This is a genomic window from Nocardia colli (genome assembly GCF_008704205.1).
GTDB lineage: Bacteria > Actinomycetota > Actinomycetes > Mycobacteriales > Mycobacteriaceae > Nocardia > Nocardia colli.
This window is the reverse complement of sequence record NZ_VXLC01000021.1, coordinates 78,971-101,781: the sequence shown is the minus strand read 5'-3', so window position 1 is coordinate 101,781 and position 22,811 is coordinate 78,971. Positions and strand designations below refer to the sequence as shown.

Annotated in this window: 21 protein-coding genes; 10 read left to right on the top strand and 11 right to left on the bottom strand. The window is 66.9% G+C overall.

The window, feature by feature from the left end:
- Nucleotides 1–115 precede the first annotated feature (115 nt).
- Nucleotides 116–553 carry a TIGR03618 family F420-dependent PPOX class oxidoreductase gene (locus F3087_RS34405; protein ID WP_150406291.1) on the top strand — a complete coding sequence of 146 codons (438 nt, stop codon included), beginning with the start codon at nt 116–118 and terminating at the stop codon, nt 551–553.
- On the opposite strand, the gene F3087_RS34400 is transcribed toward F3087_RS34405, so the two are convergent.
- Nucleotides 538–1,548, bottom strand: a complete 1,011-nt coding sequence (locus F3087_RS34400; RefSeq protein WP_150406290.1) for a LacI family DNA-binding transcriptional regulator — start codon at nt 1,546–1,548, stop codon at nt 538–540. The genes F3087_RS34405 and F3087_RS34400 overlap by 16 nt on opposite strands.
- Nucleotides 1,549–1,720: 172 nt before the next feature.
- Here F3087_RS34400 and F3087_RS34395 point away from each other — a divergent pair, with 172 nt between their 5' ends.
- The 9 genes from F3087_RS34395 to F3087_RS34355 all read left to right on the top strand — a co-directional run bounded on the left by F3087_RS34395 (nt 1,721) and on the right by F3087_RS34355 (nt 12,104).
- Complete coding sequence (locus F3087_RS34395; protein ID WP_150406289.1) at nt 1,721–2,797, top strand: ABC transporter substrate-binding protein; 1,077 nt, start codon at nt 1,721–1,723, stop codon at nt 2,795–2,797.
- 22 nt (nt 2,798–2,819) lie between these two features.
- A complete protein-coding gene (locus F3087_RS34390; protein WP_150406288.1) occupies nt 2,820–4,364 on the top strand; it encodes a sugar ABC transporter ATP-binding protein in 1,545 nt (514 codons plus the stop codon).
- The gene (locus F3087_RS34385) at nt 4,357–5,325 is read left to right on the top strand and encodes an ABC transporter permease (RefSeq protein WP_150406287.1); all 969 of its coding nucleotides are present in this window, start codon (nt 4,357–4,359) and stop codon (nt 5,323–5,325) included. Before F3087_RS34390 ends, F3087_RS34385 begins: the two co-directional genes overlap by 8 nt.
- Nucleotides 5,322–6,275 (top strand): ABC transporter permease, encoded by a 954-nt coding sequence (locus tag F3087_RS34380; protein ID WP_150406286.1) that lies wholly within the window; start codon nt 5,322–5,324, stop codon nt 6,273–6,275. The genes F3087_RS34385 and F3087_RS34380 overlap by 4 nt, the downstream gene beginning before the upstream one ends.
- A gap of 473 nt (nt 6,276–6,748) precedes the next feature.
- On the top strand, nt 6,749–7,579 hold the full coding sequence (locus F3087_RS34375) for an SDR family NAD(P)-dependent oxidoreductase (protein ID WP_150406285.1): 831 nt from the start codon (nt 6,749–6,751) through the stop codon (nt 7,577–7,579).
- 55 nt (nt 7,580–7,634) lie between these two features.
- Nucleotides 7,635–8,684 (top strand): 3-oxoacyl-ACP synthase III family protein, encoded by a 1,050-nt coding sequence (locus F3087_RS34370; protein WP_150406284.1) that lies wholly within the window; start codon nt 7,635–7,637, stop codon nt 8,682–8,684.
- A 3-nt stretch (nt 8,685–8,687) separates the two neighbouring features.
- The gene (locus F3087_RS34365) at nt 8,688–9,629 is read left to right on the top strand and encodes a beta-ketoacyl-[acyl-carrier-protein] synthase family protein (protein WP_150406283.1); all 942 of its coding nucleotides are present in this window, start codon (nt 8,688–8,690) and stop codon (nt 9,627–9,629) included.
- Nucleotides 9,630–9,843: 214 nt separating this feature from the next.
- Entirely contained in the window at nt 9,844–11,862 is a 2,019-nt protein-coding gene (locus F3087_RS34360) for a helix-turn-helix domain-containing protein (protein WP_150406282.1), read from the top strand.
- A 38-nt stretch (nt 11,863–11,900) separates the two neighbouring features.
- Nucleotides 11,901–12,104, top strand: a complete 204-nt coding sequence (locus F3087_RS34355; RefSeq protein ID WP_191094285.1) for a YceI family protein — start codon at nt 11,901–11,903, stop codon at nt 12,102–12,104.
- A gap of 107 nt (nt 12,105–12,211) precedes the next feature.
- Here F3087_RS34355 and F3087_RS34350 read toward each other — a convergent pair whose 3' ends face one another.
- The 10 genes from F3087_RS34350 to F3087_RS34305 are packed head-to-tail and all read right to left on the bottom strand — an operon-like array spanning nt 12,212 to nt 22,811.
- Nucleotides 12,212–13,036: a HEAT repeat domain-containing protein gene (locus tag F3087_RS34350; RefSeq protein ID WP_150406281.1), complete on the bottom strand. Its 825-nt coding sequence runs from the start codon at nt 13,034–13,036 to the stop codon at nt 12,212–12,214.
- A gap of 26 nt (nt 13,037–13,062) precedes the next feature.
- Nucleotides 13,063–14,325: a polymorphic toxin type 34 domain-containing protein gene (locus F3087_RS34345; RefSeq protein ID WP_150406280.1), complete on the bottom strand. Its 1,263-nt coding sequence runs from the start codon at nt 14,323–14,325 to the stop codon at nt 13,063–13,065.
- Nucleotides 14,326–14,628 (bottom strand): WXG100 family type VII secretion target, encoded by a 303-nt coding sequence (locus F3087_RS34340; RefSeq protein ID WP_150406279.1) that lies wholly within the window; start codon nt 14,626–14,628, stop codon nt 14,326–14,328.
- Nucleotides 14,625–14,936, bottom strand: a complete 312-nt coding sequence (locus tag F3087_RS34335) for a WXG100 family type VII secretion target (protein WP_150406278.1) — start codon at nt 14,934–14,936, stop codon at nt 14,625–14,627. Before F3087_RS34335 ends, F3087_RS34340 begins: the two co-directional genes overlap by 4 nt.
- A 25-nt stretch (nt 14,937–14,961) precedes the next feature.
- The gene (locus F3087_RS34330) at nt 14,962–16,494 is read right to left on the bottom strand and encodes a condensation domain-containing protein (RefSeq protein ID WP_150406277.1); all 1,533 of its coding nucleotides are present in this window, start codon (nt 16,492–16,494) and stop codon (nt 14,962–14,964) included.
- 23 nt (nt 16,495–16,517) lie between these two features.
- The gene (locus F3087_RS34325; protein ID WP_150406276.1) at nt 16,518–17,819 is read right to left on the bottom strand and encodes an ATP-grasp domain-containing protein; all 1,302 of its coding nucleotides are present in this window, start codon (nt 17,817–17,819) and stop codon (nt 16,518–16,520) included.
- A complete protein-coding gene (locus F3087_RS34320; RefSeq protein ID WP_150406275.1) occupies nt 17,816–19,621 on the bottom strand; it encodes a non-ribosomal peptide synthetase in 1,806 nt (601 codons plus the stop codon). Before F3087_RS34320 ends, F3087_RS34325 begins: the two co-directional genes overlap by 4 nt.
- A gap of 27 nt (nt 19,622–19,648) precedes the next feature.
- Nucleotides 19,649–19,900 (bottom strand): acyl carrier protein, encoded by a 252-nt coding sequence (locus tag F3087_RS34315; RefSeq protein ID WP_150406274.1) that lies wholly within the window; start codon nt 19,898–19,900, stop codon nt 19,649–19,651.
- Nucleotides 19,893–21,776: an HAD-IIIC family phosphatase gene (locus F3087_RS34310; RefSeq protein ID WP_150406273.1), complete on the bottom strand. Its 1,884-nt coding sequence runs from the start codon at nt 21,774–21,776 to the stop codon at nt 19,893–19,895. Before F3087_RS34310 ends, F3087_RS34315 begins: the two co-directional genes overlap by 8 nt.
- Before the next feature lie 24 nt (nt 21,777–21,800).
- Complete coding sequence (locus F3087_RS34305; protein ID WP_150406272.1) at nt 21,801–22,811, bottom strand: 3-oxoacyl-ACP synthase III family protein; 1,011 nt, start codon at nt 22,809–22,811, stop codon at nt 21,801–21,803.

The window sequence follows — 22,811 nt, the reverse complement described above, 5'->3', positions numbered from 1 at the left end:
CCGACCAAGGATTTCGCGTCGTGTGGGACTCGGTACGCCAAACAGGGTTTCCTTAGGGAACTCAGAGTGCTACGTTCATGGAGTCTCTTGAAGGAACTTTGAAAGGTTTGCCGCGATGAGCGAGGACTTCAGCGCCGACGGGGTGTCGATCGACCAGACCGATGCCGAACGTCGCACCCTTGATCCCGAAGTGCGTCGAGTGCTCGATGGGGCACCGCACGCGCACCTCGCCAGCCTCCTTCCCGACGGTTCGCCCCATGCCGTCCCGGTGTATGTCGGGACCGACGGCGACTATGTCGTCATCCTCACCGGTCCCGGGAGTCGCAAGGCCCGGAACCTGCGTCGCGACCCGCGCGTTGCCCTCTCGATGACGCCTGCGGACAACCTGTTTCAGCCGGTGATCATCCGCGGCAAGGTCGTCGAGTGGGTGGACGGTGACGCTGCCTGGCCGATCATCGATCGCCTCGCGATGAAGTACACCGGCAATCCGTACTCGCGCGACCTCGACCGAGTTGTCGCCCGCATCGCACCCGACTATCAGAGTGCCGGCTGAAACCCGCCGGTGCTCTCGCGGATCTCGAGTGTGAACGGGATCTGAATGTCTTGGACGGCAAAGGTTTCGGTGCCGCGACGGCGGAGTAGCTCGATCGCCGTCTGCGCGATGGCGGTCTTGTCCGGGGCGATGGTGGTCAGCGACGGGATGCTGAACGCGCTCTCCTCGGTGTTGTCGAAACCGACGATCGCCACGTCTTCGGGAATCCGCAGGCCGCGTTCGGCGACCCTGCGCATCGCGCCGAGGGCGAGCAGGTCGTTGAAGCAGAAGACGGCGTCGGGTGGGTCCGGCAGATCCAGCAGGTGGTCCATGGCCTCGGCGCCGTCGCGCCGGTGATACTCCAGCGCCGTCACGATCAACTCGCCGCGTTCGGGAATCCCGTTCTCGGCCAGCGCTTCCCGATAGCCGATGAGGCGCAGGGCGGCGGTGCCGCGATGCGGGTTGTGGCCGATGGCGGCGATGCGGCGGCGACCGATCCGGGCCAGGTGACCGACCGCGGTGCGGGCGGCGCGCACGTTGTCGATCGCTACGTGGTCGATCGGCACGTCGACGGCGTGCTCGCCGAGCAGCACCAGCGGCACCGCGGGGGACAGCTCCGCGAAGTCCGCGGCCTCGAGCGCCTGCGGGCTGAGGATCGCTCCATCGATCAGGTAGGGGCCCATCGAAGAGAGGGCGGCGCGTTCCTGCCCCCGGACGCCCTGGGTCTGTTCGATCAGCACACCCCACTCGTGCTGGTGGGCGGCGGTGATGACCAGGCCGGTCAGCTCGGCGAAGTACGGGATGCTCAGCTCCGGCACCACCAGCGCGATGAACCCGGTCCGCCCGCGCCGCAGATTGCGCGCACCGCGGTGCGGCCGATAGCCGGTCGCCTCCAGCGCGGCCAGCACCTTGCGCCGGTTCTCCGGTTTGACGAAGTCGTACCCGTTGACCACGTTCGATACCGTCTTGATGGAGACGCCGGCAAGCGTCGCAACATCTTTGAGCGTGGCGGCCACTGCGCTGCTCCTCCTCGCCCTCGGCCCGATCCGCGGAAACCGAACTTCAACGGATTTCTCCAAACTACTTACAACGTTGTTCCAACGTTGTAAAACTCATCTAACGCCTCGCACGGCAGCGAGGATCGGGTCGCGCTCCGGCCCTCGACGGGGTGCCCTGAAGGAGTTACCGATGCCCGTCACCAAGACCCATGCGATCGTCGTCGCGATCACCACCGCGGTTGGCCTCACCCTGTCCGGATGTGCGAAATCCGAGACGGATTCGTCCGCGCCGACCGGGGCCGGTCCCGCGGCCTCCGCGGCCGCGACCCAGCCGAGCGGGCAGTCGACCTGCACTCTCGCCCAGACCGGCTATCCGAAGATCGACCCGAAGACGGCGAAAATCGGCTTCTCCCAATCGGAGAAGGAGGCCAACCCGTTCCGGATCACCGAGACCGCGTCGATCAAGGAACAGGCTGCCGCGCTGGGCATTCCGTCCGGCAACCTGCTCGTCACCAACGCCCAGAGCGATCTGAACAAGCAGATCAGCGATATCAAGTCGCTGCTCGACCAGGGCGTGCAGGCGCTGATCGTGGCCCCGCTGAACTCCGACGGCCTGCAACCGGCGCTGGACGCGGCCAAGGCCAAGCGGGTGCCGGTCATCACCGTGGACCGCAAGGTCACCTCCCAACCCTGCACGGACTACCTGACTTTCATCGGCTCCGACTTCGTCGAGCAGGGCAAGCGCGCGGCCGATCAGATGATCCGGGTCACCGGCGGCCAGGGCAAGATCGCGATCCTGCTCGGCTCGTCCGGCAACAACGTGACCACCGACCGGACCAAGGGTTTCAAGGACCGGCTGGCCGGCACGCCCGGCCTGACCATCGTCGCCGAGCAGACCGGCGACTTCGACCGGTCCAAGGGCCTGTCGGTGATGGAGCAGCTGTTGCAGAGCCACCCGGACATCACCGCCGTCTACGCCGAGAACGACGAGATGGGCATCGGCGCGGTCAACGCGATCAAGGGCGCGGGCAAGAAGCCCGGAACCGACATCAAGATCGTCTCGGTGGACGGCACGCACAATGCGGTGCAGCTCATCGTCGACGGTTCGTACAACGCGGTCATCGAGTCGAATCCGCGCTTCGGGCCGCTGGCGTTCCAGACGTTGCAGCAGTTCCAGGACGGCGCCGCCATCCCCGCGACGGTGATCATCTCCGATGACGAGTACGACGAGACGAATGCCGCCGCGAAGGCGGCCAACTCGTATTGATCGCGCCGGCAAGCAGGTTCCGATGATCGAACCGGTCCTCGAGGTCGTCGAGGCGCGCAAAGAGTTCGGCGGCACTCGCGCGCTCGACGGCGTGTCCTTCACCCTGCGCCCGGGTGAGGTGCATGCGCTGGTCGGAGAGAACGGCGCGGGCAAATCCACCCTGATCAAGGCGTTGACCGGCGTCTATCAGCTCGACGGCGGCGAGCTGCGCTATCGCGGCGAACCCGCCGTGTTCCCGACCCCGCTGCACGCGCAACGAGCGGGCATCTCCACCATCTACCAAGAGGTCGATCTCATCCCGATGATGAGCATCGCGCACAACGTCTTCCTGGGGCGCGAACCGCGAAATCGGTTGGGGCTCATCGACCAACGGCGGATGTACCGGATGGCGGCCGAGCTGCTCGCCGGATACGGCATCGCCGACGACGTCCGCCGGCCGCTGCGCAGCCTCGGGGTCGGCGCGCAGCAGATGGTCGCGCTGGCCCGCGCGGTGTCGATCGACGCGCGGGTGGTCATCATGGATGAGCCGACCTCGGCGCTGGAACCGCGCGAGGTGGAGACGCTGTTCGCGGTGATCGAGCGCCTGCACGAACGCGAGATCGCGGTGGTCTACGTGAGCCACCGACTCGATGAGCTCTACCGAATCTGCAACCGGGTCACTGTTTTACGCGACGGCAAGCTGGTGCACACCGGGCCGCTGGCCGAACTCGAGCGGCTGCCGCTGATCGCCATGATGCTCGGCCGCGATATCGGCGAGATCAAGGCGCATGGCGCGACCAACTTCGCCGACGATCGGCATGCCGCGGCCGAGCAGGTGCTGCGCGCCGAGGATCTGGTCAGCAGGCATCGGCTGGCCGGTGTGTCGGTGTCCGCGCGGGCGGGTGAGATCGTCGGTCTGGCCGGGCTTTTGGGCTCTGGACGCAGCGAGACGGCGCGGGCCGTTTTCGGTGCGCTGCGGTTGGATCGCGGCACGGTCGTCGTCGGCGGGCAGACCGTTCGATCCGGCAGCACGCCCGCGGCGATCGCGGCCGGGATCGCCATGCTGGCCGAGGACCGCCGGGCGGACGGGATCATCCCGGAACTCTCGGTCCGGGAGAACATCGTGCTGGCGGCGTTGCCGCGGCTGTCCCGGTTCGGACTGGTGAGCCGTGCGCAGCAGGATCGGATCGTCGACACGTTCATCACCCGGTTGCGGATCAAGGTGGCCGGGCCGGAGCAGAAGGTGTCCGAACTCTCGGGTGGCAATCAGCAGAAGGTGATGCTGGCGCGCTGGTTGTGCTTGCAGCCCAAGCTGTTACTGCTGGACGAGCCGACCCGCGGCATCGATGTCGGCGCCAAGCTCGAGGTGCAGGCGCTGATCGATGAGCTCGCCGACGCGGGGCTGGCCGTCGTGCTCATCTCCTCGGAGTTGGAGGAGTTGCTCGACGGCGCCGACCGGCTGCTCATCCTGCGTGACGGCGCGACCGTCGGCGAACTCGTCGGCGATCAGCTCACCGAGGCCAACGTGCTGGCCGCGCTCGCCGAGGCGCCGGATACCGTCGAAGACGAAGGGGCGACCCATGATTGAGCAGGTGGCGGTCCGGCGGCCGCCCGCCTGGCGGGGCCGGGCCACGGTTTGGTTACAGGCCTACGGCGTGTATGCCGCCCTCGGCGGGCTGATCTTGTTCAATCTGGTGGCCACGTCGAACTTCTTGACGCTCACCAACTTACGCACCCAGCTGCTGCAGGCCGCCCCGGTGATCATCGTCGCGCTCGGCATGGCGCTGGTGATCGGGACCGAGGGCATCGACCTGTCCGTCGGCGCGGTGATGGCGCTGGCCGCCGCCATGATCCCGCAATACCTCGGCTACGGGCCCGCGGCGGCGGTGCTGGTGGCGCTGCTGATCGGCCTGGCGGCAGGGGTGTTCAACGGAATTCTGGTGGCGCGCATCGGTATTCAACCCATCATTGCCACGTTGGCATTGCTGGTCGGTGGGCGTGGACTGGCGCTGGTGATCGCGAACGGGCAGCTCGTCGACATCAAGAACGCGTCCTTCCTCACCCTCGGCTCCGGTGATCTCCTCGGCGTGCCGATCAGCGTGCTGATCGCGGCAGTGCTCGCGGTCGGCACCGGAATACTCATTCGCCGCACGACATTCGGCCGCCAGCTGGTGGCGATCGGCGGCAACCGATCCGCGAGCGAGCTGGCGGGGCTGCCGGTCCGGCGGGTGCTCGTCACCGTCTATGCGATCTGCGGCGTGTTCGCCGGGCTGGCCGGGGTGCTGGCCACCGCCCGGCTGCACGCCAGCGATCCGGCCGATATCGGCCTGCTCATGGAACTTTCGGCCATCACCGCGGTCGTTGTCGGCGGCACGCCATTGACCGGCGGCAAGGTCCGGGTGGTCGGCACCGTGGCCGGTGCGCTGCTCATGCAATTGGTGCTGGCCACGCTCATCAAGCATGATCTGCCGTCCTCGACCGCGCAGATGGTGCAGGCGGTCATCATCGTCGCGGCCGTGTATGTCGCGCGCGAGCGGAACAGCCGATGAGCGCGCGGCTGCTGCTCGAATTTTTGCAGAAGCAGCCCGCCGCGGTGGTTTTCGTCGTGGTGGCCGGAGTCGCCTGGGTGACGTTGCCGCATTTCGGCAGCGTGACCAATATGCGCGATCTGGCGATGCAGAGTTCGTTCCTCGCGGTGATCGCACTCGGGATGACCTTCGTGATCATCTCCGGGGGTATCGACCTGTCGGCCGGGTCGGTGTATGCGCTCGGCGGGGTGCTGGCCGCGTACGGGTCGCAGTGGGGGTTCGTGGCTGCGCTGCTGTTGCCGCTCGCGGTGTGCGGCCTGATCGGGATGATCAACGGCCTGCTGGTGGCGCGGACCGGGATGGCGCCGTTCATCGTTACCCTGGCTACCTTGCTCTTTGCCCGCGGGCTGTTGCTTGCCATCACTGACGAGGGCGCGACCACGTACAAGATCGAGCGTGGGCAGGCGTTTCTGGAGATCGGCCGGGGGACGCTGTTCGGCATCGGTTACCCGGTCTATCTCACGCTGATCCTGTTCGCGGCCGGTGCGGTGCTGTTGCGCCGGACGGCGTTCGGTCAGGTTGTTTTCGCGACCGGCGGGTCCGAACGGTCCGCCGTGCTTATGGGCCTGCCGGTGATCCGCACGAAAATCATGGTTTATACGCTCAGCGGGCTACTTGCCGGCTTCGCCGGCGCGATGACCGCGGCCTATCTGGAATCCGGGGTCACCGTGATCGGCGTGGGCACCGAGCTGGACGCGATCGCCGCGGTGGTGATCGGGGGAACGCTGCTCACCGGCGGGGTCGGCACGGTGATCGGCACCATCTTCGGCGTCCTGTTGCGCAACGTCATCCAGGACATCATCAATGAAATCGGCACCCTGGACAGCAACTATCAGTCGGTGGTCAGCGGTGCTTTCCTGCTCGTGGTGGTCGTGCTGCAGCGGCTGCTGGGGTACGTGCGCCGAGAGTGAGACCGCCGGACACAAATCGCGCGGCTACCGGCCGTGAGCTGCTCTCCTGATTGCTGGGTAACATCTAGCAAATTAAATCCGATAAGACATCTGACCGGATTGGATCACTGTTAGGAGACTGCAATGGACGTGAATAATCCCGAAGGCGCGCTCGTCTGGCTGGCCATCCTCTCGCCACTGATCGTCATCGGCGGGGCGTATGCGCTCATCAGCGGAATCGGCCGGGCGCTCGGAATCGGTTGATCGGCTCTGCGTGGTCGACGACGACCACGCGGGGGATACCCCTATAACCCCCTACCCGTTGCCCCGCGACGATGCTCGCGGTGGCGGCGGGTAGGGAGTGGTGCGCCGGCGCGGCCGGGCCGGACCTGCGCTTTTCGATAAATGCTGTTCCTGCGCAGCATGTTTCAGGTCGCGATGGCAGCCGATTGATGCCGACGGCCCGCCGAAAACGTGTGGCAGGGTGATCGGCTATGAAAACGATCCTGATCACGGGGGCGACGTCGGGTATCGGTCTCGCAGCGGCACGACAGTGCGCCGCAGGAGGTGATCGGCTGGTTCTCGTCGGACGGAATCCGCGCAAACTGGCCGATGCGGCGTCCGCGGTGCGGGCGGCCGGGGCGGGCGGCGTGGACACCTTCGAATGTGACTTCGCTTCGCAGGTTGCCATCCGTCAGCTCGCCAAAAATGTGCTGGCGCAATATGACCGGCTGGATGTGCTGGCCAACAATGCGGGCGGTTATCACAAGCAGCGCACCGAGACCGCGGACGGCATCGAGGCCACGTTCGGCGTCAATCACCTCGGCGGCTTCCTGCTCACCGAACTACTCATCGACCTGCTGGTGCGCAGCGCGCCCTCGCGGATCCTGTTCACGGCGTCGGTACTGCATTTCGGCGCCACCCTGGACTTCGATGACCTCGGCTTCGAGCATGGGTACTCGGGCGAAAAGGCCTATAGCCGATCGAAGTTGGCAAATATCCTGTACGCCAGGGCATTGGCGCGCCGGGTCGAGGGCACCGGCGTGACGGTCAACGCCTTTCATCCCGGCGCGGTGGAAAGCGGGATCTGGGATTCCCTGCCGTGGTACGGGCAGCCGCTGATCGCACTGGCCAAGCGGCTGTTCATGATTCCCGTCGAGGAAGGCGGGCGGGCGCTGAGTTATCTCGCGACCGACCCGGAGATCGCCGGGGTCACCGGCACCTATTTCCAGAAGAACCGCATCAAGATTCCGTCGCGTCGTGCACAGGACGACGCGCTCGGGCAGCGGTTGTGCGAGGTGAGCGCGTCCATGGTCGAGCCATAGGCGCGGTCGCCGTACACCATGTTCGTCCTCGACTGATCTGCAGGAGGCAGGGGTTATGCAGCGCACGCGTTTCGAGTCGATCGGCTCGTACACGCCGGAAACCATCCGTTCCACCGAGGAATTGATCGACAGTCTGGCGGTGCCGAGGTCGCTGGATCTGGAACGGATAACGGGGATCCGGAATCGGCGGGTCTACGACGCGCATCCGGACCGCTATGAATCGTCGTTCGAATTGGCGCTGCGAGCCATCGACGATTGCCTGAGCCATTCCGACTACGCCGCGGACGAGCTCGACATCGTCATCTCGGCATCCATCACCCGCACCCGGGGTAAGGAAATCTTTTGCTACGCACCGGCGTTCGCGCTGATGCTCGGCAATGCGATCGGCGCGACCGCGGCCCGGCATTTCGATGTGTCGAACGCGTGCGCGGGGATGCTGACCGGGGTGCTGGTGCTGGACCGGATGATCAAGGCTGGAGTAGTGCGCAACGGTCTGGTGGTGAGCGGCGAACAGATCACGCCGATCGCGGAGACCGCGGTGCGGGAGATCAGCAAACCGTACGATCCGCAATTCGCGGCGCTGACCGTCGGCGACGCGGCGGTGGCCGTGGTGCTCGACGATCGCGGCGACGACCACGACGAAATCCATTACGTCGAATTGCTGACCGCCGCCGAAGGGGCCGAGCACTGCCTCGGTATGCCGAGCGACCAGGCGTCCGGGATCGCGCTCTACACCGACAACCGGGCCATGCAGAACGAGGGCCGGTATATGCAGGCGATCCACCGCATCGACACGTTCTTGCAGGAGACCGGGCGCACCTGGGCGGGCGAGAAATTCGACTACTGGATCCACCACCAGTTCAGCGCGCCGGTCATCGACTACCTCGGGCACCTGACCGAGCAGCATTTCGGCACCCCGATGCCGCAGGCCTTGAATGTGTTGCGCGACTTCGGCAATACGGCGTCGACCTCGCATTTCCTGGTGCTGCACGAGCATCTCGCGCAGCAGAAGATTCCCCAAGGATCGAAGATCCTGATGATTCCCGCGGCTTCCGGGCTCGTCTCCGGTCATCTGGCCGCGACTATTTCGCGTCTGGAGGCGTGAGTTATGGGTACTACGATTGTCGCGGCCGCGACCAACACCGATCTCGACACCGGCAGCTATTTCGAGCTGGCCGCGCGTGCGGTGCGCAGCTGCCTGGCCGGTTCGGATGTTTCCGTGGACGAGGTCGGCATGTTGATCAATGTCGGTGTCTTCCGCGATTACAACATTTCCGAGCCGGCGGTGTCCGCGCTGATCCAGAAACGGATCGGTCTCGGCCTGGAATACCAGCCCGGCCGGGTGCCCGCGTTCTCCTTCGACCTGATGCACGGCGCCACCGGTCTGTTGCACGCCATCAATACCGCGGACTGCTTCCTGGCCACCGGTGACGTGGAGTACGCGCTGGTCGTGGCCGGGGACACCCATCCGTCCACCGAGCGCTACGTCGCGGGGTTCCCGTACACGCCTGGGGCGGCCGCGTTGCTGCTCGGTGGGTCGCCCACGGCTGGGGGCTTCTGCCCGCTGCATACTCGCGAGACTGCCGGACCGGCCGACCCTTCGGCCTGGGTAGACCTGGGTGCGGCGGGCCCGAACGGCCGCTCGGCCATGCGCGTTCAGCACCGCGCGGAGGATCCGATCGAGCTCGCGGCCGCCGCCGTCCGGGCCTGCGTGGCGGACGAGGGCCTGGACGAGGATGATTTCGCCGAGGGGCACGCGGTGTTGCTCGCGCCGGCGCCGACCGTGGGATTCGCGGCCCGGCTGGCCGAAACCTTGCGGTTCCGAACGGAATCGGTGGTCGGTGTCGCACCCGCGGTCGGCGATCCGTACACGGCCGCGCCGGTGCACGCGTATCTGAACGCGCGCGAATCCGGTGTGCTCGAGACCGCCGACTCGGTGCTGTTCCTGGCCGCCGACGATGCCGCGGCCGCCTGTCTCGCCTATCACCCGCAGTCGGCGGCGGTCGCCACGGTGGGCGCGGGTGGTGCGGTGCGAAAGTCGTTGATGTAACTCGCATTCCGTCGTCGGTGTCGGAATCGTCGCGGCGATCTTGTTACCTGGATCCGATGACAGGCCGCAGTCGGCGACCTACGCTATGGGCACCGGCTGGATCAATGGGGCAACCGGATACGCCCCTGCTGCGACGACGCCGCATCTACAGCGCACCCCTTCGATGGTGCCCGTCACAGTCGGGTACACCTCGTCGATGAAGGGGGCTCAGGTTATGCACCAGCAGATCTCGTCACAGGGTGAGAAGTGGTCGACGCTCCATCGATCCGGGGTCGGCCAGGCGATGGCCGTGCTCGGCGGCGCGAGCACGGTCGGCCTGGTCGCGGAACTGCTCGATGCCGACGAGGCGGTGGTGCGCGCGGCCGTCCGGCAGCTCGCCGCCGGGGCATCCGTGCGGGCGCTCTTCGACGATGTCGACCTCGCCGAACGGATCCTGCGCGACACTCCGGCGCAGGTTCGCCGGGAACTGCACGCGCGGGCGGCGAATCTGTTACACGACAAGGGGTTTCCGCCGTCCGCGGTGGCCGACCAGTTGGTTGCGGCCGGGGCCGCCGACCATTCGTGGGCTGCGGTGGTGCTGCTCACCGCCGCGGCTGAGGCGTTGGCGAACGATCAGATCGACCGCGCGGTAGCTCGGCTGGAGCTGGCCTATCGGGCGACGCGTGACCCGGCGGATCGCGCCACCATCGCGATCCGGCTGGTGCGGGCCGAATGGCGGAGCAGTCCGTCGAATCGGACCCGGAACTACACGCGGATGCGCGCGGCCGTCCGGGCCGGCCGGGTGCCTGCCTCGGGCCTGCCCGCCGTCGTCATGTTCCTGCTCTGGCACGGTCAGACCCAGCACGCGGATCAGGCGCTCGGACAACTGGATTGCGGTTCGCTCGACGAGGTCGCGCCGAAGGTCGACTTCCTGTGTGCGTGGCTGCGGTCCGCGCATCCGCCGCACGCGCAACGGCATCCGCGACTGCTGACCGCCCGCGCGCGGCGGCATTCGGCGGTGGCGATGCAGCTGTCCCCGCATCTGCTCGGCGCGGAGCTGCTGACCAGCCTGTTCACCGGGTGGCCGCAAGCCGAGACCGTCACTCTGGCACAGCGTTTGCTCACCGGCCATCGGCTCGCGCCGGGCACCGTGGAAACGCTTGCGGCAGCGGTGCATTGCCTGATCTACACCGATCAGCTCGATGTCGCGGCGGCCTGGTGCGACTCGTTGCTGGCCGAGGCGGAGGCGCGGCGGGCCCCGACCTGGCAGTCGATCTTCACCGGCTTGCGCGCGGAAACCATGCTGCGCAAGGGCAATGCGCGGGCCGCGGCCGAGGACGCGGTGTTCGCGTTGAATCATGTTCCGGCCGAACAGCTCGGGGTCTGGATCGGGACGCCGATCGCGGCGCTGGTGCGCGCGCTCACGCTGGCGGGCAAGCATGCAGGCGCCGAGGCGCAACTCCGAAGACCGGTGCCCCGCGCCCTGTTCGAGTCCCGCTTCGGCCTGCCCTACCTGCACGCGCGCGGCCACCACTACCTCGCCGTCGACAACGCCGACGAGGCGCTGCGCACCTTCCGCCGCTGCGGGCACCTGATGCGCCGCTGGCAGATGGACTTTCCCTGGCTGGTCGCGTGGCGCAACGACGTCGCCGCCGCCCATCTCGCGCTCGGCGAGCACGGGCACGCGCGTGCCGTGGCCAACCGTCATCTCGATCTGCTCGGCGCCGCGAGCCAGCATCGCACCGGCGGCGTATCGCTGCGCATGCTCGCCGCCACCGCCGACCGTTACCAGCGCGTCCGATTACTCCGCGCGGCCACCGCGATCGCCCGATCCGGCGGCTGCGACCTCGAATTGGCCACGGCTCTAGGCGAACTCGGCGCCGCTCACCGTGCCGTCGGCGATCACGACAAGGCTCGGGTGCTCATCCGCGAGGCGATCCGGCTAGCCGAGTCCTGCGGGGCCGACACTCTCCTGCGCGACCTCCTCGGCGACCGCGCACAACGCCCACGGCCCAGTCCCCGCCTACGCCCCCACCCCAACGCCCTCGACACCCTCAGCCCCGCCGAACGCCGAGTAGCCGAACTAGCCGCCCACGGCAAACGCAACCGCGACATCGCCGCCACCCTCGACATCACCACCAGCACCGTCGAACAACACCTCACCCGCGTCTACCGCAAACTGGAAATAGCCCGCCGCACCGAACTGACCTTCGTCTTCACCCCCACCGGCCCATCCGTCTCCGCGACCGGATAGTCCGGTCGCTTCGACACGATAAACCTGGTGAAAGTTGATTGACGGTGATCGTCACCGCACGTCACCTGAGCACCGCCAGTATCAAGGCACGTTTCGCCGAGGTCGGCGGTCGTCTGCACATCGCCGAGACATTCAGCCGGTCAACCGGTTTCGCCGGGATCAAGGCGGCGAGTACCGATATCGGCGTGCGTGACGACCACCTGCGCTCCTGGCCTTCCTCCACACCGAGCGGTTCCTGGTGACCAGCCTCACCGGCAACAGTTTCGCCAACCGGCAGCGACACCTGGCTGATAGCGGGCGAAGTCAGCTACGGCGGTTGTGACCCCGCCTCGTGCGGCAGTGCTAGCTGCTACTCGCTGGAGTCGGTGAGCTGAAGTCTGGTGCGGACATTCGTGACGTGGGGGCGTTGCAGCGGCCAGCGCAGCGCGATGACCGACAGGATGTCGTCGATGAGAGGGAGGTCTGCCTGTAGGGACGCTGGGATCGGCGGGTCGACGAGCTTTCCGAGGTTGTTGAGCAGCAGGCTGCATTCTGTCTCATCCAGGGCACCGACCTCATCGGCGACGATTTGGATTTGGTCGCGGTCGCCGAATCGATACGCGGTCATGCGTACATCGCGGCCGAAATCGGGATCGTCGCCGAAATCTTCGACCAAAGCCGGGGTTCTGGCCCGTGCAAGGGACTCATCCGACCGCACCAGCGAGTCGATGGCATACCGGCGAACCGGTACGTATTCATCGTCGTCACGCACACAATCGAGTAGTTCCTGCACTCCGTGCCCAGGGTAGTTCCCCAGCGCCTCGGCGACCGATGCACGAACCAGCCACGATTCGTCGGTCCGCAACATCCCGGCGAGCCGATCGGCGGCGGGCTCGTAATGTACTGTGCAGAAGGCTTCGGCGGCCTCGGACCGCACCATTTCCTCTGGATCGGCCAGCATCGACTCGATCAGTGGACCAACTGTGGAAGCCTGGCCCACACCCAGAAATCCGATCGCGCGAACCGCCTCGCCGCGCACCCCCTCGTCGCCGGTCCGCAACAGCGGCAGAATCTCCGGAATCCGGGCCCCGTCGCCCACCTTGATCGCCTCGATCAACGCATTGAACTGCAACCCGGACTCACCGGACGCCAGCGCCGAAGTCAGCGACACCTCCTGTGGTTCGTCACCATCCACAACCGCTCCTCACGAGAATCATCGCGCTATCGGCCTCCGCCGCCGCTCGAATGGCGGCAGTCGTACTGCTTCTGCGTCTTCTTGATGCGTTGCAACCGTTTGCCGTCTCCGCTGGCCGCGTCATGAAGCTTGGCAAGAGCCTCACATTCGGTCAGTCGCTCCTTGCTCATCAGATCACGCATTTCGTTCTCGATCCCAGTATCGGCGACGCGCTGTTTGCCGCCTTTCGCCATCTCCGCGACGAACACACCGGCTACACCCGTGGCAACCAATGCCGCAATTTCCTGGAGCGACTTCTGGATATCCAGTGGGGAAGCGGCGTTCACCGCAGCCGCTACGCCGACACCGGCCTCCAGCACCTGGAAAAGGCGACAGACTTCCCAGAGCTTGCGAATCCGGGTGGCAGCGGCAGTAACTGCGGCTGCCCCGGCTGCGGTGCCCGCAGCGGCCTCGGCTTCGGCGGGGCCGAGTGTGGCCAGGCCCACCGTCAAGATCTCGGTCAGGGCGATCGTTGCCACCGTCCCGAGCGCGATCCAGAACAGGTCGTTCATCAGGCTGTTGACGTGTGTATCCAGATCCGACCGAAATGCCACCAGATTCGTGTGGTGGTCGCTCACCGATCCGGACAGCGATAGCGATACCGATGCGACTGCTGCTGCACCGTTGGAGAGCGTGGTGAGGTGTGCTTCGACATCGGCGAGGTCAGGTGCTTTGGTCTGCGCTCCGTGGAAATCTGCAATGATCGCTTTGATATCTGCAGCTGCGTTCTTTACCGCTGCCGAGTCGGCGAACGCCTTCCACGTGTCTGCGGCGGAGCTCAAGCGATCACGGTCGCCATTGGGCACCGTGTAACCGATCTGCGTTAGCAATCCGGGAACGCTGGTGTCGAGGCCTTGGGCAGATCCGCCGAATGACGATGGCGGTGGTTCGATGTCATTCTGGAACGTCACGCCCTGCGGAACATGAAATGGCGGAGTGGGTGCCGCCCCTTTCGCCGGATCGGGGTTGGCGTTCCAGTTCGACTGGGCCCAGTTGCTTCCCGCGACGTTCAGAATATTCGAGAAGTTTGCGAGCGCATTGGACAGTGTGGCGCAGGTACTGAGCAGGTCCGTCGTGTTTTCGTCGTAGCTCGAGGACCAATGAACGACCTTGTCATAGTTGCCTGCCATCTGACCGGTGGTTTGCAGGCCATTCCACAGCTTCGAAAACGCGGTGAGCAGTGCGCTGTTCACCTTCGCGCATTTCGTGGCGGCGTCGTAGTAAGTCTGTGGATCGACGTCGATCCCCATCTAGGACCCACTCCGCATCATCTTGGTGTTGGTGTCCGCGGCCTCGGTGTACGCAGTGTGCGCGGATTTGGCAGCATCACTCATGTCTCGGATGCCGTCAGTGAATTCCCGTGCTCCCTCGATCCACTGCTCATGGGCCTCCGAATATGCCTGTGCGGCAACTCCTTCCCATCCGGTACCACGCAGGGTTGCTATCTTGTCGTCGATTTCATCGAGATGTTCGGCGATGAAACCAGCGAGACCGGACAGCCGAGCTATGATCTGCTCGAGCTCTTGAAGGTCGACAGTGAATTGGTCGGTCATTGCACTGGTGGCAGGTTGAGGCTGGACGCCGACAACGCGTCGGCATTGGACTGGTCGCGGTGCTGGTATGTGTCAGCCGTGACGCCGAGTTTCTCGGCGAGTCCCGTCAGTGCGTCGATGATCTGCTCGCCGCCCGTGTTGATCTCATTCCAGCCGGTGCTGAACCCGGTGGATGCGACACCAGTCCAACTTCCGGTCGTCAGGGCCTCGACATCACGCGCGACGTTGCCGAGCGCGCCCTTGAGCGTATCGGCGAGGGCATAGACGTAAGTGCCGACTTGTCGGACGTCATCTGGAACGACCGACAACGGTTGACCGGAGCCAGGCGTCCCCCTACATCGGCCGGGAGAGGTCGTGGATTTCGTGGAGGAGTGCTTTCAGGAGGCGGGTGGGGAGGTCGTCGCCGAAGCGGGTGGTGTCGGCGGTGACGTGGACGCTTAGGCCGTGGCCGCGGCGGTCGTCCAGGAGTTCGACGCGGACGGGGAGGCTGGTGTGGTCGCGCATGTCTTCTTCGGCGGCGATGAGGCCGGCGGCGAGGAGTTCGTCGCGGGGGTGGAAGTGGACGTAGTTGAACATGACGTCGTAGGGGTCGCCGCCGAGTAGTTTGCGGACCTCGGAGTGCGGGAAGCGGCGGTGGGCCAGGAGCCGGTTCTCGGCGTCGAACGCCCGGCGGGCCGCGTCTTGCCAGTCGCGGCCGGACAGTTCGAGGCGCAGCGGTAATTGGTTGAGGAACAGGCCGAGGGTGACGTCGGACCCGGCGCGTTCCGGGCGACCGTTGAGCAACAGCCCGACCACCGGGGTGTCGGTGTGCCAGACCGTGCCGATCGCGGCGCAATTGGCGGCCAGCAGCAGGCTTTTCAGCGGCAGGCCCCACTGCGCGGACAACTCCTCGAGCCGCCGGGCGTCGTCGGCGGGCACGGCGGCACTCACCTTGCGATGCACCGGGATTCCGGTACCGGGCTCCGGATCGGGGATGGTGCCGAGTAGTTCCCGGAACAGGTCCGCGGAGTCGGTTGCCTGGATGGCTTCGCGTTCGAGCCGGATGAACTCCGAATACGGCACCGGCTCCGGGAATTCCGGCGGTTGGCCGTCGAGCAGGCCGGCGTAGGTGCGGACGAGTTCGTTGCAGAACACCGCCTCACTCCAGCCGTCCAGGATCGCGTGATGGAACGAGTAGGACAGTGCGAAGGTCTGTGCGCCGGTGGCAGCGGCGTGCACGCGGACCAGCGGCGCGGTCTCCGGATCGAACGGCTGGCCGAGATCGGCCATGATCTGTTCGTAGCGTTGGGTTTTCACCGTGTCGTCGAGTTCTTGGTGATCAGCGGTGGTGAGCGGAATCGGCGCGGACCGCTGCACCAGCTGCATCGGCTCGCTGAAGTTGGCCAGGTCGAATCGCATGCGCAGCACCGGATGTCGTGCGGACAGCAGATCCAGCGCTTGCCGCAGCACCGCGGGATCCAGCGGGCGTTGCACTGTGCGAGAGACGACGTCGAGATAGAACGCCCCGTCACTCATGAGACTTTCGTGGATGAGCCCGAGTTGCAGCCGCGCCGCCGGATAAGCCTGTTCGACATCATCGGGCAGCCGCGCGCGATCCAGCAGCGACAGCAGATCATCGGCACCGGCCGGGGCCGCGGCGGCGGTGCCGAGTGCCGCGCAGGCCCCGCGCGGGGTCGGATTGCGGAACAGGTCGATCAGGGTCAGCGCCAGCCCCTGCTCCTGCGCCGCGCCGAGCACTTTGAGCGCGAGCAGGGAATCGCCACCGAGAGAGAAGAAGTCGTCGTCCGGGCCGACGTGGTCGACCTGCAACACCTCCTGCCAGATGGTGGCGAAGACCTCTTCGGGTGCCGCAATGCTGTCGTTCATCGAGGAATCCTTCCGTAGCGTGGTCACAACCGCCCCAATTCCGCCGCGGTGACTGTGCAGGTTCGTGCCGGTGCGTCCGGCGTGGCCGGAAAGTCGAATCGGTAGCGCAGGGTCGACTCGACTTGCTTTGCGATGACGGCCAATTCGCCGATGTCGTGCGCCTCGCCCATCACGATGTCCATCTCCCTGGTCTCCACCCCGCCCGGCAGCGGGGTGCCGGGCCGGACATACGGCCGGTGCAGGGTGACGCCGGACAGCGCCTTGATGTCGTCCACGCCTTCGATGGCGACCAGGGTCGCGGCCTGGCGCGGTGCGGGATGGAACAGTTGGTAGTAGGCCCGTCCCCGGTAAACCGGTGGCAGGCTGACCGATTCGCCGATCGCGACGCGACCTGCCAGCTCGATCAGATCCAATCCCAGTGCGCGCCGGGCGAGTTCGTTGATGCCGCCGCCGAGCCGGCCGTTGACCTCGATCAGCCGCGGGCCCTGCGGGGTGAGCTTGACCTCGGTGTGGGTGAGGCCGGTGACCACGCCGAGCGCCTCGACGGCCTGCCGGGCCAGCGCGCGCACCTGCTCGTCCTCGTCCGGGGTGAGCGGCGACGGCCAGAACCGGCCGGTCTCGCGGAACGGCGGCACCATCGGAAACTTGCCGGTGACAGCCAGATCCCGGATCTCGCCGTGCTGTACGACGCTCTCGATCGAGACGTAGTCGCCGAACGGTGCGCAGTCGCGGCCGACCAGATACTCCTCGAGCACGAGCGTGCCCCCGGCGACCAGGCCGGGCCGGGACTGCGCCAGCAGCGCCCGGGTCAGCTCGAGTCCGGTGTCCGCGTCGTCGATGTAGAAGGTGTTGCGGCTGCCGCCGCCGTGCACCGGTTTGAGCACGGCGGGGAGTCCGGTCGCGGCGACGGCAGCCGGCCAGTCGGATTCCGCATCGATGCGGTGACAGCGCACGGCGTCGACACCCGCGTGCCGCAACGCTTCTCGCTGCTCCCACTTGTCGGTCAGCGCGGCGAAGGTCGGTCGGTCGTGGAACGGCAGTCCGAGCGCGTCGGCCAGTTCGACCGCGAGACCGAGTCCGCGTTCGGTGTAGGTGACCACGCCGTCCGGCTTGTGCGCGCGCACCGCGTCGGCGGCGAGCGCGACCGAGTCCGCCCACAGCACCGAACCGAATTGGGACAGTAGGGGTTCCATCGTGCGGGTGTGCTCGTTCGGCTCGGCGACGAAGACACAGTTCGCCCACCCCGCCAGCCCGACGGCGATATCGCCGGGGTGCGCGGCGCCCTCGTCGTACGCGACCACCAGGGTCGGACGCGCGCCGCTCATAGCTCGATGACCGTGACGGCCCGGCCCGCGTCCGGGACGGCGGCGGTGGGTCCGTCCAGCGCGGCAGCCAGATCGGCGATGCAGGCGTGCGCGTAGATCTGCGCGATGACCAGCGCCGGATAGTGCCGCCGCAGGCGCGCGAACACGGTCAGCGCCTTGAACGAATCCCCGCCGATCTCCATGAACCGCTCGTCCCGCCCGATATCGGCGCGGCCGAGCACCTCGCTCCACAGCCGGGCGATCAGCTGCTCGGTCGGGGTGCGCGGCGGATCCGTCGCGCGGATCGGATCTGGATCGGCGAGCGCGTGCAGCGCGGTGAAGTCGGCTTTGCCGTTCGGGGTGACGGGAATGTGTGGCACCGGCACGATCCGGCTCGGCACCAGCGCCGATGGCAGCGTGGCGCGCAACGCTCGAATCAGTTCCGCGGGTTGCACATTGCCGACTACATAGGCGACCAGTTCGAGCGGCTGCTGTGGTTGCGCGCGTTCGCCGGTGACGACCGCCTGCCGTACGCCGGGCGAATCCAGCAGTGCGACTTCGACTTCCCCCGGTTCGACCCGATTGCCGCGGATCTTGATCTGCCGGTCGGCGCGACCCAGGTAGTCGAGCGTGCCGTCGGGTTCACGGATCACCAGGTCGTCGGTGCAGTAGAACCGGTCACCGGAGTCATCGAGCCGGAGGAATTTGGCGTCGGTGCGCGCGGGGTCACCGAGGTAGCCCAGGGCCACGCACTCGCCACCGAGGTACAGGGTGCCGGGGGTGCCGTCCGGCACCGGGCCGAGGTCGTCGTCGAGGACGACGCCGCGCACGCCGTTGAGCGGCGTGCCGACCGGGACCCGGGGGCGATCCGCGTCCGCACCGGAGACGCGGTGCATGGTCGCCAGGATGGTGGCCTCGGACGGGCCATATCCGTTGTGCACCTCCAGGTCTGGGCGCACCCGCAGGATCGCGGCGGCCAGGCGCGGCGGAAACGCCTCGCCCGCGACCACCAGTACGCGCTTCGGCAGCAGCGCGGCGAGATCACCCTCGGCGGCCAGAGCCTCGAGCTGGGACGGGGTATAGGTGAGGCAATCGACGGGATGCGCGGCCAGATCCGCGGCAAGCGCGATCGGATCGAGTGTTGTGTCCCTGGGATATACGTCGAGCCTGGCGCCGGACAGCAGTGCGCCGTAGACCGACACCTTGCCGAGGTCGGCGGCGAAAGTCGTAGCGAGACCGAAGCTTTCCATCGATGGGAGACTCACTCGCTCCCAGAACGCCGCGCAGTAGTTGAGCAACGCGCGATGCGATACTTGGACCGCTTTAGGCGTTCCGGTCGAGCCGGACGTGCACACCAGGTAGGCGACGTCGTCGCGATCGAGTCCCGGTGCGATGTCGAGGATTTCGGTCGGATACTCGTCATCCAGAACGTGTACTGGCAGGGCGTCCGCAGGGAGCCGGGGCCGGTTTCGGGCATCGGTGAGCACGGCCCGCGCCCGGGTGGTGTCGAGCAGCGCGCGCAGTCGAGGCTCGGGATCGGTCGCCTCGAGGTGGACGTACGCAGCGCCGACGGCCCACGCGCCGAGTACGCCGGCCATGCAGCGCACGGATCGATCCATCAGTGTGGCAACAACATCGCCGCGGCCGATGCCTTCGCGGCGCAGCCAGGCGGCCACCGCGCCGGCATGGGCGGCGAGTTCGCGGTAGTTGAGTTGGAAATCGTCCTGCCGCAGGGCGGGACGATCCGGTAGATCGGCGGCGAGGCGTACGAAGGCGTGCGCGGCGGTCGGGGACTGTCGTAAGGCGACAGACGTTGTCGACATAAGAAACTCGATTCGTTGCGGAGAAAGTCAGTGCGACGCGGGAGCCGGGCGAGCGCTCTCGATCAGCTCGGCCAGCGCGGCGACGGTCGGGGTGCGGAAGTAGGTCTTGAGCGAGAGCTGGACCGCGAAGCGGTCTTCCAGCGCGGTGAACAGGCGCAGCGCGGTGTGGCTGGTCCAGTTGTCCAGCTCGTCGAATCGGCGCTCACCGGTGATCGCCTCGGGCGGCAGGTCGGTGACCGTGGAAATCATCTGGGCGAGTTCGGTATTCAGATCAGGCATGGGGCTTCATCGATTCGTCGGTGTGGATCGAGATCCACGCTGGGGACAGGGCCGGACGCGGGTCGAGGTGCAGGACGAGGCGCTGGGTACCGTCGGGATCCTGCTGGGCTGCAACAAAACCAGCGTCGGCGAGGAATTTCTCGGCCGGTCCGTTGCGGCCGGTGTCGCGGAAGGCCGCTTCGAGCCGCGGCACGCCGGTCGCGGCCGCTTCGTCGATCACGGTTTGTAGCACCGCGAACTCGATGCCGCGCGCGAATACCCGGCAGCTCATCACCGCGTTCTCGATGAGCCAATGGTCGGTGTGCTTGGCGATCCACAGCGCCCCGACGATGCCCTCGCGACCGAACCGATCGCCGACCTCGAACCCGAGCACCGCATGGTCGGTGGAGTCGGCCATGCGGCCGGACTGCTGGGCCGAATGGGCGCGCCCGACCAGATTGAATTGATTTGTGCGGCCGCCGAGTTGCACGATGCGCGGCAGCAGATACTCGTCGGCGCGGCGGACGGTGACCTCGATGCCGAGTTCGCTCAGATAGCCGTCGAGCGCGGAGTGCCCGCGCGTCCACTCCTGCCGGTGCACCCTGGCTCGGTAGAGCTCGGTGCGCTCCCGATCGGTGTCGGTCGTCGTCAGCACGGTGAAGTGATCGCCGGCCAGCAGCGCGCCGAGGTGCCCGGCCGGATCTCCGGTCATCGGCACGACCGTGACCTGCGGCAGGGAGCGGGCGACGAGCTGACACTCGAACGGCGAGTCGTCGGCGAAGACCAGGCTGTCGAGTCCGAGGTTCAGCTCGGCGGCGAGCGCCGCCAGGTTTCCGTCCTTGGGTTCCCAGTTCGCCTTGATCGCGACGAAATCCTCGGCGTGGACCAGCATTTCGGGATGCTCGGCGAGCACCTGCGCCACCAGGTCCGGATCGTTCTTGCTGGCCACCGCGAGCAGCACGCCCTGATCGCGCAGCCCGAGCGCCGCCCGTTGCAGCTCGGTGTAGGCATTGCCCGGATACAGCGAACCCAGCTCGATGTTCTCCGGCCCGTCGTCGCCGAGCACGCCGCCCCACAGGGTGTTGTCCAAATCGAGGACCAGGCACTTCTTCGATCGGCCGGTCAGTGCGCTCGCGTAGGCGGCGACCTGGCCGGCGAAGAGTTGCTCGACCGCGGGCGACCAGGCCATGCTGCCGAAGCGGTAGAGGCGGTCGTCGCGCAGCGGGACGGCGGCGTCGGTGAGCAGCATTTCCAGGTCGAGCACGCCGACGCCGTCGATGCGGTCGGCGAGTTCGAGCAGACCGCTGTTGAGTTCGCGCCAGGCCCGGCCGAGTCGTGCGCGTGAGCGGTAGGCGTTGACGGTTCGCCAGCGCGGTTGCGGGAGCGGCACGGTGTGCACGAGAACTGTTCCGGCAGTGCGGGTCGCGAAGTCCGACAGTGCCGCTCCGAACAGGTCGAGGCGCTGGTCCAGAAGTTCGCGAACGGCGTCGAGGTCGGCGGTGTCGGCCTCGCGGGGGAGGAACAGCTCCTCATGGATCGGGCACACCGTGAGATCGGGTGCAGACTGCGCCAGTTGCGAATTCGGATCGCTGAGCTGCATGAGCAGCTGATCCGGTGGGACCAGCTGGAATTCGCCGTCGATGCCCGCCGCGAGCAGCGAAATGCGCAGCAGCGGAAGCACATTGTCGGCGGTGAAGGAGGAGGCGACGGCTACTCGCAGCGGGTAGGGCTTCGTGCCGGGACTGGTCACCAGCGTGGGATCGATGCGTCCGAGCAGCCGGCCCGCCTCCCGTGCGGTGCCGAGGTCGGGGGTGTGTGCCAGCGCGGCGGCCAGCGTGGGATCGGGTTCGGCGCCCGGCTCGGTCAGCCGCCGGGCGCGGTCGAGTAGGTCGTTCACGACCGTCCTCTCTTTCGTTGTCGATCAGATGCGGAGCAGGGTGCAGGCCCAGTGCATGCCGGTGCCCATGCTCAGCAGGGCGACGGTGTCGCTGGCGACGAGTTCGCCGGTGGCCAGCAGCCGCTCCAGGCTCAGGAGTTGATCGGCCGGGCCGAAATGGCCGTGGTCGCTGGCTATTTCGAGGTTCGTGCGGTCGAGCGGGATGCCGAGCGCCTTGGCCAGATCGGCGAAGGCGCCGGCGTTGTCGTGCAGGTACAGCACCCGTTCGATCGAACCGATCGCGACATCGGCACTCGCGCAAGCGCGTTCGACGACGTCACGATTTCGGGTGTGTATTCGATCGACGAACGCCAATGCGGCGCTGCCATTTCCGTCGAAGAAGGTGTCCATACGGTCGATCAGTGGGGGGATGGTGGGCCGCTCGGTACCGGTGAACGGTTGCGCGGCGCCGCCTGCCTCCATCCGCATGAAGTCCGCGTAGCGGCCGTCGGTGACGACCTCCGTCGCCAGCCATCGGCACGACGGGTGGTCGCGCCGCAGGACCGCCGCCGCAGCGCCGTCCGAACTCAGCGAGGTGCTCGTTTCAGTTCGGTCCCAATAGGTTTCGGCGATGCGGTTGGCGGCGATGACCAGCGCGGTCCGATATCGAGGGTGGGTGGCGAACTTGCCGGCGACGACGTCGAAGGCCGCTACACCGCCGCCGCAGGCCTGACTGAGCAGCATCGCCTCCGCATGCCGGGCGTCGAGGCGGCCTGTCACCGCGGCGGCGGCGTCCCAGTACAGGTACTCGGCGATATCGGTGATCGCCAGGATCACCAGATCGACCTCACCGGCCTCGACGCCGGCGCGCCGCAAGGCGGTCTCTCCGGCCCTGACGGCCAGGTCGGTCAGGCCGACCTCCTCCGGTGCGCGATGCAGGCGGCGATAGCCCCACTGCCGCACCTTCGCGTCGTCGGTGATGCCGTTGGCCGCCAGCTCGTCGAGCGGGACCGGCGTGCCCAGCGCATAACCGATCGCCATGATTCCCAATGACAT